This is a genomic window from Lonsdalea quercina (assembly GCF_900107885.1).
Lineage (GTDB): Bacteria > Pseudomonadota > Gammaproteobacteria > Enterobacterales > Enterobacteriaceae > Lonsdalea > Lonsdalea quercina.
Genome location: NZ_FNQS01000004.1, coordinates 19517 through 33679 on the forward strand (window position 1 = coordinate 19517; position 14163 = coordinate 33679).

The following is a 14163-nucleotide window of genomic DNA, read 5'->3' on the forward strand; positions in this document are numbered from 1 at the left end:
CTCTCCTCTTAGTCATAGAAATCGACAGCGGGGTCGAGCACTGGTTTGATGATGTGGGCACGAATGGCGAAATCGCCAAATCCTTCGCCCGCTTCGCGCTCCTGCGCCCAACGCCCTACCAACTGGTCGATTTCGCTGAGTATGTCAGCTTCGGTGATATTTTCCCGGTACATACGCGGAATGCGCGTTCCTTCCCGGTTGCCGCCAAGATGCAGGTTGTAACGGCCGATGGCTTTACCCACCAGACCGATTTCCGCCAGCAGCGAGCGTCCGCAGCCATTAGGACAGCCGGTCACACGCAGGACGATGTGCTCATCGCCGACGCCGTGCCGCTGCATGATCTGTTCTACTTTTGTGACGAACTGCGGCAGAAAACGTTCAGCTTCCGCCATTGCCAGCGGACAGGTCGGCAGCGAAACACAGGCCATAGAGTTTTTACGCTGCTCGCTGACCGCATCGTCAATCAGCCCGTGTTCGCGCGCCAGCGCTTCGATTTTCGCTTTATCGCGCGTGGCCACGCCCGCCACAATCAGGTTTTGGTTGGCGGTCAGACGGAAATCCCCTTTGTGGATTTTCGCGATTTCGTTCAGTCCCGTTTTCAAAGGACGGCCTGGATAGTCGAGGATGCGGCCATTTTCGATAAACAGCGTCAGGTGCCACTTATTATCGATGCCTTTGACCCAGCCGATACGGTCGCCGCGGCCGGTGAATTCATACGGACGGATCGCTTCGAACGTTACGCCGGACCGACGTTCCACTTCCTGTTTGAACGTGTCGACGCCGACGCGCTCCAGCGTATATTTGGTCTTAGCGTTCTTACGGTTGGTACGGTTTCCCCAGTCGCGCTGGGTGGTGACTACCGCTTCCGCTACGGCCAGCGTCTTCTCGACGGGGATATAGCCGAACTCGCTGGCGGTGCGCGCATAGGTCGCCTTGTCGCCGTGGGCGATGGACAAACCGCCGCCCACCAGCACGTTGAAGCCGACCAAACGACCGTTCTCGGCAATGGCGACAAAGTTCAGGTCATTCGCATGCAGATCCACGTCGTTTTGCGGCGGGATCACCACCGTAGTTTTGAACTTACGCGGCAGGTAGGTCGATCCCAGGATCGGCTCTTCATCCGTCGTCGCTATCTTTTCCCGATCGAGCCAAATTTCGGCATAAGCGCGGGTACGCGGCAGCAGATGCTCGGAGATCTTCTTCGCCCAGTCGTACGCCTGCTGATGCAGCTCGGACTCGGCAGGGTTAGACGTACACATCACGTTACGGTTAACGTCGTTCGCCGTCGCCAGTGAATCCAGACCCACGTCGTGCAACAGCTGATGCGCCGATTTCAGGTCGGATTTCAGGATGCCGTGAAACTGGAACGTCTGGCGGTTAGTAATACGGATACTGCCGTAGATCGTCTTGGCCTTGGCAAAAGCGTCGATCGCCAACCACTGTGTCGGGGTCATGACGCCGCCCGGCAGGCGACAGCGTAGCATCATCGCATGACGCGGCTCCAGCTTCTGCGCGACACGTTCGGCGCGAATATCGCGGTCGTCCTGCTGATACATGCCGTGAAAACGGATCAGCAGAAAGTTGTCGCCGGTAAAGCCACCGGTCAAGCCATCTTTCAGATCGTCTGCAATCGTGCCGCGCAGGAAGTTGCTCTGTTTTTTCAGACGTTCCGCATCGGTGAGTTTGCCTTCTACCACCAGCGGACCCGCATATCTCTCGCTCATTAGTACACGTCTCTCTGATAGCGCCGCTCAAGCCGCAGCTCGCTTAAAAATTCATCCGCCTGTTCGGCATCCATCCCGCCCTGCTCAGCAATCACCGACAACAGGGCCTGCTCGACATCTTTCGCCATGCGGTTGGCGTCGCCGCATACGTAAATATGCGCCCCATCCTGGATCCAGCGCCAAACTTCCGCGCTCTTCTCACGGATGCGATCCTGAACGTAAATTTTGTGCTCCTGATCGCGCGACCAGGCCAGATCGATGTGTGTCAGCAGCCCGTCTTTAACGTAACGCTGCCACTCCACCTGATACAGGAAATCTTCCACAAAGTGCGGATTGCCGAAGAACAGCCAGTTTTTCCCCTCGGCGCCTTCCGCTTCACGCTGCTGCATAAAGGCGCGGAACGGTGCAATGCCCGTCCCCGGCCCGATCATAATGACCGGCGTGTTCGCGTCCGCAGGCAGGCGGAAATTGTCGTTGTGCTCGATAAAAACCCGCACTTCGCCGTCTTCTTCCAGCCGGTCTGCCAGGAAGCCCGAGGCGCCGCCGGTGCGCTCGCGCCCTTCGTAGGTATAGCGCACGACGCCGACGGTGATATGCACCTCATTGTCGACCTCTTCCTGCGATGAGGCGATGGAGTACAGCCTCGGCGTCAGCGGACGCAACCAGCCGACCAGCTGTTCCGGGGTCAGTTCGGCGGGCGCCGAGCGCACCATATCTACCAATGGCGTCTGCTGCGCGTACCGCTGCAACGCAGATTTGTCTCCGACCCGTCCCTGAAGGGCTTCATCCCCCGACAACCCGGCATATTTCTCCACCAGCGGCGCCGTGTTTTGCGTCAGCTCCAAATGTCGTTGTAGGGCATCGGTGAGCGTCAGAGTCTTACCGGACACCGTCACCGTTTCATCCCCTTTTAACTTCAGCAGTCCCAGCAGTTCTTCGACTAGCGCGGGGTCATTCTCATACCACACGCCCAGCGCATCGCCGGGACGGTAACGCAGACCCGACTCGCCCAGATCGATTTCCAGATGACGCACGTCTTTGTCCGAGCCGCGGCCGGTGATCTTTTGATTGACCGACAGCGCGGCGGTATAAGGCGTTTCTTTGCCGTACGGGCTCGCCGTTATCTCATCCACCGCGCCCACCGCCGCCGTCTGAACGGCAGCCGCATCCTGCGCCTGATGGCGAGATTTCAGCGCTTCCGTCAGCCGTTGCCGCCACTGCTCCGCGTCGGGCTGGAACGCCACGTCGGCATCTACCCGGTCCAACAGGCGTTCCGCGCCCAGTTCAGCCAGGCGGCTGTCGAAATCCTTGCCTGCCTTGCAGAAGAATTCGTATGACGAGTCCCCGAGACCAAAGACCGCAAAAGCCGCGTCGTTCAAGGTTGGCGCTTTCTTGGAGAAAAGATATTTGTGTAACGCCACAGCTTCTTCCGGCGGTTCTCCCTCTCCCTGCGTCGATGTCACAAGGACCAGCAGTTTTTCCTGAGCGATTTGCTTAAATTTGTAGTCGCCCGCGTTGACGAGCGTGACCGGCAATCCCGCCGCCAGCAGGTCGTCGCGCGCCTGTTCGGCGACCCGCCGCGCATTCCCCGTCTGAGACGCAGAGATCAGCGTGATGGCTGAAGGAGCGGCGGGGGGAGCGCTGGCCGCCGCGGCAGCGCCGGTTGAAACGCCGGCGGGCTGTTGAGAGATCCCCCAGAAATAACCGGATAGCCAGGCGAGCTGGGTGGGTGAGAAATCACCGGTTGACGCCTGCAGGCGCGCAAGTTGCTCCGCGCTCAGAGGGAGCAGCGAAGTCGGAGAAACCGGATTTGTCATTGTGATACTTTTTCCTTGTTCAGGTCGCTGAAGCCAATGCCAATCTACTGCGGTAAAAAATGAATGGGCTATTAAGGTAGCGACCCCCATCTTAACAATTAAAGAAATGATGGAAATATCAAATAACCAAAATGACTAAAGGGTTTTTTATATACCCATTACCACAAAAAGCGATAAAGGCTGCGAGTTGAAATAATCATATGTTTTAAAAGGATAAAAACCCCCATGCACCCTCAATATTTAAATGATAAAAATTACCATTTACGCTTCTTTGCGGCGGAAAATAGCGCAAAGGCGCACTTTCCGGTAGTATGCGTCGGTTTTTTCAGGTCATAAGAGATTCACCGTCATGCCAACCATGCTGTTTAAAGATTTTCAGTTTGAAGCCGCTCATCGGCTTCCCCATGTTCCAGACGGACACAAATGTGGCCGCCTGCATGGCCACTCATTTATGGTTCGACTGGAAATTACCGGCGAAGTCGATGCCTATACCGGCTGGGTGATGGATTTTGCCGAACTGAAAGCCATCTCTCGTCCGATCTGGGAGCAGTTGGACCACCACTATCTGAACGAAATTCCTGGGTTGGAAAATCCCACCAGTGAAATTCTGGCTCAGTGGATTTGGCAAAGACTGAAACCGATACTGCCGCTTTTGACCGCTGTCCGGGTTAAAGAAACTTGTACGGCGGGTTGTGTGTATCGGGGAGAGGATAAGTAGTCGCGCCTGACCAGCACGGACGCACCGGTCAGGTCGTCGTCAGGCTATGTTTAAATACTTATGGGTCTGCATGGATAAACGCCAGTTGCGCGCTATGCAGGTGGCAATGCATAACCGAGTCGCTTCTTCTTTCTGGCTGATAGGCTGTAACGCAATGACCCGCGCCTTATCATCATCCAACCGGTTCAACAGCGCATCCAACGTTTCGATATCACGCTCCCGCGCCACCGGATGTTTAATTTCATCCGACCGTTGCAGCGCCTGATCGATAACGACCATGCCGCCGCGCATATTCACCTTTGGCGAGACCGTGACCCAGCAGTCGGTTGAGCAGCGGATTTCGTGCGTCCCGCTGGTTTCGATTTGTGTGCTGAAGCCCAGCGCTTCCAGTCGCTGAGTCAACGTCGTCAGGTCGTGGATGCAAGGCTCTCCGCCGGTAATGACCACATGCCGAGCGGTATAGCCCAACCGCATCATGTGACCAACGATATCCTCCACGCTGGCCGATCCCCAGGCATCGCTTTCCGTCGTTTTATCAACGATCTGCTTAAGCGGGATTTCCCGCTCCGGACGCTTCTCCCAGGTATGTTTGGTGTCACACCAGCTGCACCCCACCGGGCATCCCTGTAAACGGATAAACACCGCGGGAACGCCGGTAAAATAGCCCTCTCCCTGTAAGGTCTGGAACATTTCATTAATCGGGTACTGCATGTTTTTCCACTGTAGCGGTTGTGTAAAAAGTCATTATCGCAGATCGCCGATGAGTCGCCAAACAACTGTCGTCATTAGCCCGATAGGTTTTGATTGAGTCATGACTCACGACCGATTAATGATCGCTATTTAGTGCTAGGCTTGATCCATCAAAACCTGAAAACGACAAGGAACGAAAGACATGAGTTCGCTGAAATCTCTGACGTTGTGTTTAATGACGCTGTTCGCCGTTCCCGTGGTGGTGAACGCTCAGGCCGTCCCGCAGGTAAAAACCCAGCCGGGCTACTACCGTCTGATGGTGGGACAATTTGAGGTGACCGCGCTTTCAGATGGCACATTTACGATGCCGATGGGAACACTGCTGGCTCGCACTCCGGCTGACATCATTAAACAACGTCTGGCGGATGACGAGCTGGACGCATCCGCCGTTGAAACCTCCATTAATACCTTCCTGATCAACACCGGCAAAAATCTGGTTCTGATCGATACCGGTAACGGCGAAAAACCGGGCGCGCCGGTAGGTCGTCTTCTGAGTAATTTGAAAGCCGCGGGTTATCGACCGGATCAGGTCGATACTGTGATCCTGACCCATTTGCACGGCGATCACATCGGCGGTCTGCTAACTAACGGTAAGCCGACTTTCCCTAACGCGGCGGTCTACATCAGCAAAGCCGATAGAGATTACTGGCTGAGTGAAGCGAACCTGCAAAAGGCGCCAGCCGACGGCAAAGCCAATTTTCAGCTGGCTCAGAATACGTTCCAGGTGATTAATGCCGCGAAGAAAATGAAGGTATATAGCGGCAACGATCGGATCGTACCGGGGATCACCGCCCTGCCGCTGTCAGGACATACGCCGGGCCACTCGGGGATGTGGGTCGATAGCGAGGGCGCCAAGCTCTTGGTATGGGGCGACATCATCCATGCCGCCGCCGTTCAGTTCCCTTTGCCGGCCACCACGATCAACTTCGACTCGGATATGGATACCGCAGCGAAAAATCGCGCGTCCATTCTGGCGGATGCCGCTGACAAAGGCTACTGGGTCGCAGGCGCGCATATCAGCTTCCCTGGTCTCGGCCACGTCAAAGTGCTGAAAGACAGTGACGGCCAGCCAAACGGCTATCGCTGGGTTCCGGCCAACTACAGCCTGTCAGGGCTGGCTGCGCAGTAAAAAAGATCTACGGCAGGGGGAACGTTCTCCCTGTTCCTTCCTCCGCTTTATCCCTTCATTTTCGCTCACTCGTCGCGGCTGACTCCATCACAACAACGGCCAGCGACATATTCAGAGCGATCTACCCGATCAGGTATTAGTTTAGAAATTAAGATCGACGGAAAGTCGCTTGGTGAGTCGGGCTTAAGAGACGGGTAAAAAAAATCCGGAGGCGCATGATGCGCTTCCGGATTTGTATTCAATCCCACCGGAGTCTGAATGCGATTCCGCATCAGACTCCAGAGAAGAAAAGGAGGCGATTAAGCCTGGCCTTTCACTTCTTTCAGACCGTTGAACGGCGCTTTAGCACCCAGCGCTTCTTCGATACGAATCAGCTGGTTGTATTTAGCTACACGGTCAGAACGGCTCATGGAACCCGTTTTGATCTGGCCAGCTGCAGTACCTACCGCCAGGTCAGCGATGGTCGCATCTTCAGTTTCACCAGAACGGTGAGAGATAACGGCAGTGTAGCCAGCGTCTTTCGCCATCTTGATTGCAGCCAGCGTTTCGGTCAGAGAACCAATCTGGTTGAATTTGATCAGGATGGAGTTAGCGATGCCTTTGTCGATACCTTCTTTCAGGATCTTGGTGTTGGTAACGAACAGGTCGTCGCCCACCAGCTGGATTTTGTCGCCCAGAACTTTAGTCTGGTATGCAAAACCTTCCCAGTCAGATTCGTTCAGGCCATCTTCGATGGACACGATCGGATACTGTTTGGTCAGTTCTTCCAGGTAGTGAGTGAATTCCTGAGAGGTGAAGGTTTTGCCTTCGCCTTTCAGTTCGTAGTTGCCTGTTTCGTTGTTGTAGAACTCGGAAGCGGCACAGTCCATAGCCAGAGTCACGTCTTTACCCAGAACGTAACCTGCTTTTTCTACGGCTTCTTTGATGGCAGCCAGCGCAGCAGCGTTGGATTCCAGGTTCGGTGCATAGCCACCTTCGTCGCCGACTGCAGTGTTCATACCCTTGGCTTTCAGAACTTTAGCCAGGTTGTGGAACACTTCTGAACCCATACGGACGGCTTCTTTAACGGTTTTCGCGCCAACAGGCTGAATCATGAATTCCTGGATGTCGACGTTGTTGTCAGCGTGCTCACCACCATTGATGATGTTCATCATCGGCAGCGGCATGGAGTACTGACCCGGGGTGCCGTTCAGTTCAGCGATGTGCGCGTACAGCGGCAGGCCTTTAGAAGCGGCGGCAGCTTTAGCAGAAGCCAGAGAAACGGCCAGGATTGCGTTAGCGCCGAATTTGGATTTGTTTTCAGTGCCGTCCAGGTCGATCATGATCTGGTCGATGTTAGCCTGATCTTTGGCATCTTTGCCCAGAACAGCCTGTGCGATCGGGCCGTTAACAGCAGCAACAGCTTTGGTCACGCCTTTACCCAGGAAACGAGATTTGTCGCCATCACGCAGTTCCAGCGCTTCGCGGGAACCGGTGGAAGCACCTGACGGTGCAGCAGCCAGACCTACGAAACCACCTTCCAGGTGAACTTCAGCCTCAACGGTCGGATTTCCGCGTGAGTCGATGATTTCACGGCCAATGACTTTAACAATTTTGGACATTAGATTTTCCTCAGTACAAGTTAAACTAAAACCTCAGACGAACAACGCGCGACCTCTGGACGCGCGTTGCTGACAAAACCCTATTTTTCCTGACGTTTCTGGTACGCTCCCGCGGCTTTCACAAAGCCGGCGAACAGCGGATGCCCGTCACGCGGCGTGGACGTGAATTCCGGATGGAACTGACAAGCGACGAACCACGGATGATCAGGGATCTCAACAATCTCTACCAGTCGACGGTCGGCGGAATAACCAGCAACACGTAATCCCGCCGCTTCAATCTGTTTCAACAACATGTTGTTGACTTCATAACGATGACGATGACGCTCAATGATCGTCGGCTCGCCATACAGGCTCCGAACCAGGCTGCCTTCGGTCAAGTGGCATTCCTGTCCGCCGACGCGCATTGTACCGCCGAGGTCGCTCTCTTCGCTACGCACTTCCAGGTTGCCTTCGGCATCGCGCCATTCGGTGATCAGCGCCACAACCGGGTATTTGCAGTCAGGGACAAACTCGGTGGAGTTCGCGCCTTCCATGCCGACGACGTTACGGGAAAACTCCATCAGTGCGACCTGCATGCCGAGACAGATGCCCAGGTAAGGGATCTTGTTCTCGCGAGCATATCGCGCCGCCATGATCTTGCCTTCCACGCCGCGGTAGCCGAAACCACCCGGCACCAAGATAGCGTCTAAATCTTTCAGGACTTCGACGCCGCGGCTTTCTACATCCTGCGAGTCGATGAACTTGATGTTCACGGTCAGACGATTTTTCAAACCGCCGTGCTTCAGCGCTTCGACGACGGACTTGTAGGCATCCGGCAGTTCAACGTACTTGCCGATCATACCGATAGTCACTTCGCCGCCCGGGTTGGCTTCTTCGTAAACAACCTGTTCCCATTCTGACAGGTTCGCTTCCGGGCACTCCAAGCTGAATCGTTTACAAATATAATCGTCCAGGCCCTGCGATTTCAATAGCGACGGAATTTTATAAATAGAATCAATGTCTTTAAGAGATATCACCGCTTTTTCCGGCACATTGCAGAATAATGCAATTTTTGCGCGCTCGTTCGCGGGTACGGTACGATCGGAACGACAAATCAGCACATCCGGCTGAATCCCGATGGACAGCAGTTCCTTCACCGAGTGCTGCGTCGGCTTGGTTTTCACCTCGCCTGCGGCGGCCAGATAAGGCACCAGCGTCAGGTGCATAAACAGGGTGTGTTCACGACCGACTTCCACTGCCATCTGACGAATCGCTTCAAGGAACGGCAGCGATTCAATATCGCCAACCGTACCGCCGATTTCGACCAGCACCACATCGTGGCCTTCGCCGCCTTCGATGATGCGCTCTTTGATCGCGTTGGTGATATGGGGGATAACCTGAATGGTCGCACCCAGATAATCACCACGGCGCTCTTTGCGCAGGACGTCAGAATAGATCCGTCCGGTGGTGAAGTTATTGCGGCGCGTCATTTTAGTGCGAATAAAACGCTCGTAGTGGCCCAGGTCGAGATCGGTTTCGGCGCCATCTTCGGTGACGAACACTTCACCGTGCTGCGTAGGACTCATTGTCCCTGGATCCACATTGATATACGGGTCCAGTTTCATGATGGTCACGTTGAGGCCGCGGGCTTCGAGAATAGCCGCCAGAGAGGCTGCGGCAATGCCTTTACCCAGAGAGGATACGACCCCGCCGGTCACAAAAATATAATTAGTTGTCATGCTGAACCTGAGAGTTTAGGTTTAAGGATGATGGAAGACCAAGACGGGAAAGTAGTATACCGGAACCTGATGGGCGCCACAAATGTTCGTTTTGCCTAACATCGGATACCCATCCTGTCCGTGGCCGCCGCGACCTTGCGAAATCGCGGCGAAACATCTTCCTGAAAAATCATACTGATAAAACAAAATATATGAATTATCAGCCATTTCAGACCTAAAACCCCTTAATGCCTTTTTTCTTCACATTTTACCTGCTGCCAGGCAGCCTCCATTTCCTCAAGGCTGGCTTCGGGAAGTGTTTTCCCTTTTTCGCTAATGATTTGCTCTACCTGACGAAAACGGCGACAGAATTTACGATTTGCGTCCTGCAGCGTGATTTCCGCCTTATGACCTAAATGTCGTGAAAGATTGACGGCGGCGAAGAACATATCGCCCAGCTCTTCACCCAGGCGTTCCTGATCCACCACCGCCTGCTTCGCCTCGAACATCACCTCGTCGATTTCTTCGTACAGCTTGTCCACGACAGGTCCCAGCGTTTTCCAGTCAAACCCCACCGCCGAGCAGCGCTGCTGAATTTTTTGCGCCTGCATCAGCGCTGGCAACGCTTCCGGGATATCATCGACCTGCGAGTGGAGTGCCTTTTCGGCTCTCTCCCTGGACTTGGTCTGCTCCCAACTTTTCAGCGCGTCGGCGGCGTTCGGCGCATCGGCCCCGGCGAAAATATGCGGATGACGCCGCTCCAGCTTGTCGCTGATGGCGTCGCAGACGTCGGAAAAGTCGAACAGTCCCTGTTCCTGAGCCATCTGGGCGTAAAACACGACCTGATACAGCAGATCGCCTAGCTCGCCGCGCAAATCGTCGAAATCCTTACGGCGAATAGCATCCAGCACTTCATAGGTTTCTTCCAGCGTATAAGGCACTATCGAATCGAAAGTTTGTTTGCTATCCCACGGGCAGCCGCTTTGCGGGTCGCGCAGTTGCATCATGATAGTGAGCAGTCGGGAGATGGATGAGGACATAACGTTTCCTGGTTAATGCTGAATAGGCGGGCAACCCGGCCCGCCCAGATTATCGGACTGCGGCTCAGTTGCCCTGCTGACGACGCGCGTCAATGACGTCAGGGAGCTGATTTAGCTTGGCCAGTACCCGGCCCAGCACCTGCAGGTTGTAGATCTCGATTTCCATATCGATCGTCGCGAGCTGCTGTTTGACGTCGCTGCGGCTGGAGACGCCAAGCACGTTAACTTTCTCGTTGGCGAGAATCGTTGTGATATCGCGAAGCAGACCGCTGCGGTCGTTGGCGGTCACACGCACCACCAGCGAATATCCGCTGGAGTAGCTTTCCCCCCAGACCGCATCCACCATACGCTCCGGCGCATGGCTACGCAGTTCGTCCAGCTGTTCACAGTCAGCCCGATGGATAGAGATCCCGCGCCCTTTGGTGATGAAGCCAACGATGTCGTCGCCCGGAATCGGCTGACAGCAGCGTGCGATGTGATGCATCAAATTACCGACGCCTTCCACCACAACGCGCCCGTTGTCTTTGCTGGCGCGCGCCGGCGCCGGGGTCTTCTGGGTCAGTTGCCGCAACGCCTCGCGATCCTGTTCTTCGGCGCTCGGCTGATTGACCTTGGACTGCAAAAAGTTGACGACCTGATTCAGGCGAATATCGCCGCCGCCGATCCCAGCCAGAAACTCATCCATCGAATTGATGTTGTAACGCGGTAACAGCAGTTTTTCGGCCATCTTCTGGCTGAGGCCCAGATTTTCCAACTCGTTGTCGAGGATCTGTTTGCCCGCCAGGATATTTTTATCGCGATCCTGTTTCCGGAACCAGTTGTGGATCTTGGAACGCCCGCGGCTGGTGGTGACATAGCCCAGATTAGGATTCAGCCAGTCCCGGCTGGGGTTAGGCTGCTTCTGAGTAATGACTTCGATCTGGTCGCCCATCTGCAACTGATAAGTAAATGGTACGATGCGGCCGCCGACCTTGGCGCCAATGCAACGATGTCCGATGTCGCTGTGGATATGATAAGCGAAGTCCAGTGGCGTGGAACCGGTCGGCAAATCAATGACATCGCCTTTCGGCGTAAACACGTAGACGCGGTCGTCGAAGACCTGGCTGCGGACCTCGTCCAGCATTTCGTCCGAATCCGCCATCTCCTCCTGCCAGGCCAGCAGCTTACGCAGCCAGGCGATACGCCCTTCGTAACCAGAGCGGCTGGTGGTCGATGCGCCTTCTTTATACTTCCAGTGCGCGGCGACGCCCAGTTCCGAGTTCTCATGCATTTCGCGGGTACGGATTTGGATCTCCAGCGTTTTACCGCGCGGCCCCAGCACTACGGTATGGATAGACTGGTAGCCGTTCGGCTTCGGGTTCGCGACATAGTCGTCGAATTCGTCCGGCAGATGACGATAGTGAGTATGCACAATCCCGAGCGCGCCGTAGCAATCCTGTAAACGTTCAACCACGATCCGCACGGCGCGGACGTCGAACAGCTCGTCGAAGGACAGCGATTTTTTCTGCATCTTGCGCCAGATGCTGTAGATATGTTTCGGACGACCGTACACTTCGGCCTTAAGCCCGTCCTTCTCCATCGCCTGACGCAGGTTGGTCACGAAGTCGTCGATATACTGTTCGCGATCGATGCGCCGCTCATGCAACAGGCTGGCAATGCGTTTGTACTCTTCGGGGTGCAGATAGCGGAAACAGAAATCTTCCAGCTCCCACTTCAGTTGACCGATGCCCAGGCGGTTCGCCAGAGGCGCATAGATGTTGGTGCACTCTTTCGCCGCCAGTACCCGCTCTTCTTCAGGGGCATCCTTAACTTCGCGCAGGTGGGCGATACGCTCCGCCAGCTTGATGACGACGCAGCGGAAATCTTCCACCATCGCCAGCAGCATCCGCCGGATATTATCCACCTGCTCCGACGCGACGGAGTCGTGCTGCGTGGCCTTGAGCTGACGTATCGCATCCATATCCCTGACGCCGTGCACCAGATTAGCGATATTCTGACCGAACGCCTCTTTCAGCGTCTCTTCGTCTACGACATCCGCATTGACCAGCGGGAACAGCATGGCCGCCCGCAGGCTGTCGTTATCCATACTCAGCGTGGAGAGGATCTCGACCATTTCGATGCCGCGCCACAACAGCAACATCGCATCCTGATGATCTTGCGTCTGCTGTTCACAATAGCGCCAGGTGTCTTTCAGGCGCTCGCATGACTGCTGGTTGGCGATCCCCAAGGACGCGATCCACACATCGGGTTCGAATTCGCCATCGGTATTTAAATGTGCACTTCTTACCGCAACCATAAATTCTCCCTTTCTTTACCGACCACCGGCGCCGGGCAGAAACAACGCCATGGATTCAAGATGCCCGGTGTGTGGAAACATATCCAGCATCGCTATCCGCGCCAGCTGATAGCCGGCCGCCAATAGCACTTTGCTGTCGCGGGCCAGCGTGGTCGGGTTACAGGATATGTAGACCACGCGCTCAGGCGCCAGTTTCACAATGTGCGACATAACGCCCGGCGCGCCGGCGCGGGCCGGATCGAGCACTATTTTATTGAACCCCTGCGATGCCCACGGCTGCCGGGTGACGTCCTCTTCCAGGTTATGATGAAAGAACACGGCGTTGGATAAACCGTTGCGTCGGGCATTTTCCTGTCCCTTGGCCACCAACGCCGGCACGCCTTCCACGCCGACGACTTCGGCGGCCCGCCGGGCCAGCGGCAGCGTAAAATTGCCCATGCCGCAAAACAGGTCAAGCACACGGTCCTGCGGCTGCACATCCAGCCAGGACAAGGCCTGACTGACCATTTTCCGATTGATGACGTCGTTCACCTGAATGAAGTCCCGCGGACTGAACGCCAGGGAAAGATCGTCAATTTGGTACGTAGGCATTTCGCCGTGCAGACACTCAAGGGCGTCCGTGTCACCAGCAAGAAACAGCGATATCGACCGCGCGCGCGCCAGTAAGATAAGCGCCTGACGGTCTGCGTCGCTAAGCGGGTCGAGATGACGCAAAATCACCAGCGGCCCTTGGTCGGCGAGCACCAGCTCGACATGACCGAGGCGCCTTTTCGCCTGTAGACCGCTAAGGCACTCGTGCAGCGGCGCCAGAAGCGCTTCCAGCTCGGAACACAGTATCGGGCAGTGACGCACCTCCACCACATCGTGCGAAGCCGCCTGACGATACCCCATCAGCAATCGCTGTGATTTAGCCTGAAAGTATAACCCAAGCCGTGCACGGCGTCGGTAGGCGTAGGCCGGGCCGCTAATCACATCCGGCGAGGGTACGGTGACCCCGGTCTCCCTCGCCATCAGACGCATTAGAGCGCTGGATTTACTGCGTTCCTGAAGCGCCTGACTGGCATGCTGCTGCTGACACCCCCCGCAGACGTTGAAATGCGGGCAGCGAGGGTCGACACGATCTTCGCTTTTGCTCAGCAACAGTTTCAGGCTCGCCCGGGCAAACTGTTTCTTATCCTCAGTCACCAGGACTTCGGCCTGTTCCCCCGGCAACGCGCCAGCGATGAAAATCGTTTTCCCCTGATGACGCGCCACGCCCTGACCGAACGGGTCGAGATCGTTGACCGACACGGTGATGCGTTGACGGGTCGTCACACGCCGTTTTGGGGAGTAGAATTGCGCCATATAAGTGTGATGTCATGTATTAACGGATTAATCAGCCACAATTCTCC

10 protein-coding genes are annotated in these 14163 nt (G+C 55.7%); 2 read left to right on the plus strand and 8 right to left on the minus strand.

Annotated elements, in window-relative coordinates; translation table 11 throughout:
* Window positions 1-8: 8 nt before the first annotated feature.
* Together cysI and cysJ are read right to left on the minus strand one after the other, a co-directional pair.
* Complete coding sequence (gene cysI / locus BLU64_RS07000) at window positions 9-1724, minus strand: assimilatory sulfite reductase (NADPH) hemoprotein subunit (protein WP_074728229.1); 1716 nt, start codon at window positions 1722-1724, stop codon at window positions 9-11.
* Entirely contained in the window at window positions 1724-3541 is a 1818-nt protein-coding gene (cysJ, locus tag BLU64_RS07005; RefSeq protein ID WP_074728230.1) for an NADPH-dependent assimilatory sulfite reductase flavoprotein subunit, read from the minus strand. Before cysJ ends, cysI begins: the two co-directional genes overlap by 1 nt.
* Window positions 3542-3890: 349 nt before the next feature.
* On the opposite strand from cysJ, the gene queD reads away from it, so the two are divergent.
* Complete coding sequence (gene queD, locus BLU64_RS07010) at window positions 3891-4259, plus strand: 6-carboxytetrahydropterin synthase QueD (protein ID WP_026741813.1); 369 nt, start codon at window positions 3891-3893, stop codon at window positions 4257-4259.
* A 39-nt stretch (window positions 4260-4298) separates the two neighbouring features.
* Here the strand turns inward: queD and queE are convergent, their stop codons facing one another.
* Window positions 4299-4970: a 7-carboxy-7-deazaguanine synthase QueE gene (gene queE, locus BLU64_RS07015; RefSeq protein ID WP_026741812.1), complete on the minus strand. Its 672-nt coding sequence runs from the start codon at window positions 4968-4970 to the stop codon at window positions 4299-4301.
* Between the two features lie 181 nt (window positions 4971-5151).
* Between queE and BLU64_RS07020 the strand changes: the two genes are divergently transcribed.
* Complete coding sequence (locus tag BLU64_RS07020) at window positions 5152-6138, plus strand: MBL fold metallo-hydrolase (RefSeq protein ID WP_026741811.1); 987 nt, start codon at window positions 5152-5154, stop codon at window positions 6136-6138.
* Window positions 6139-6437: 299 nt separating this feature from the next.
* Here the strand turns inward: BLU64_RS07020 and eno are convergent, their stop codons facing one another.
* The 5 genes from eno to rlmD all read right to left on the minus strand — a co-directional run bounded on the left by eno (window position 6438) and on the right by rlmD (window position 14116).
* Window positions 6438-7739, minus strand: a complete 1302-nt coding sequence (gene eno, locus BLU64_RS07025; protein WP_026741810.1) for a phosphopyruvate hydratase — start codon at window positions 7737-7739, stop codon at window positions 6438-6440.
* An 80-nt stretch (window positions 7740-7819) separates the two neighbouring features.
* Window positions 7820-9457, minus strand: coding sequence for a glutamine hydrolyzing CTP synthase (gene pyrG, locus BLU64_RS07030; protein ID WP_026741809.1), 1638 nt, complete (start codon window positions 9455-9457; stop codon window positions 7820-7822).
* Window positions 9458-9681: 224 nt separating this feature from the next.
* Window positions 9682-10476, minus strand: a complete 795-nt coding sequence (mazG, locus tag BLU64_RS07040) for a nucleoside triphosphate pyrophosphohydrolase (protein ID WP_026741808.1) — start codon at window positions 10474-10476, stop codon at window positions 9682-9684.
* A gap of 64 nt (window positions 10477-10540) precedes the next feature.
* Complete coding sequence (gene relA / locus BLU64_RS07045) at window positions 10541-12772, minus strand: GTP diphosphokinase (RefSeq protein ID WP_074728232.1); 2232 nt, start codon at window positions 12770-12772, stop codon at window positions 10541-10543.
* Between the two features lie 15 nt (window positions 12773-12787).
* Window positions 12788-14116 (minus strand): 23S rRNA (uracil(1939)-C(5))-methyltransferase RlmD, encoded by a 1329-nt coding sequence (gene rlmD / locus BLU64_RS07050; RefSeq protein WP_026741806.1) that lies wholly within the window; start codon window positions 14114-14116, stop codon window positions 12788-12790.
* Window positions 14117-14163: the final 47 nt, after the last annotated feature.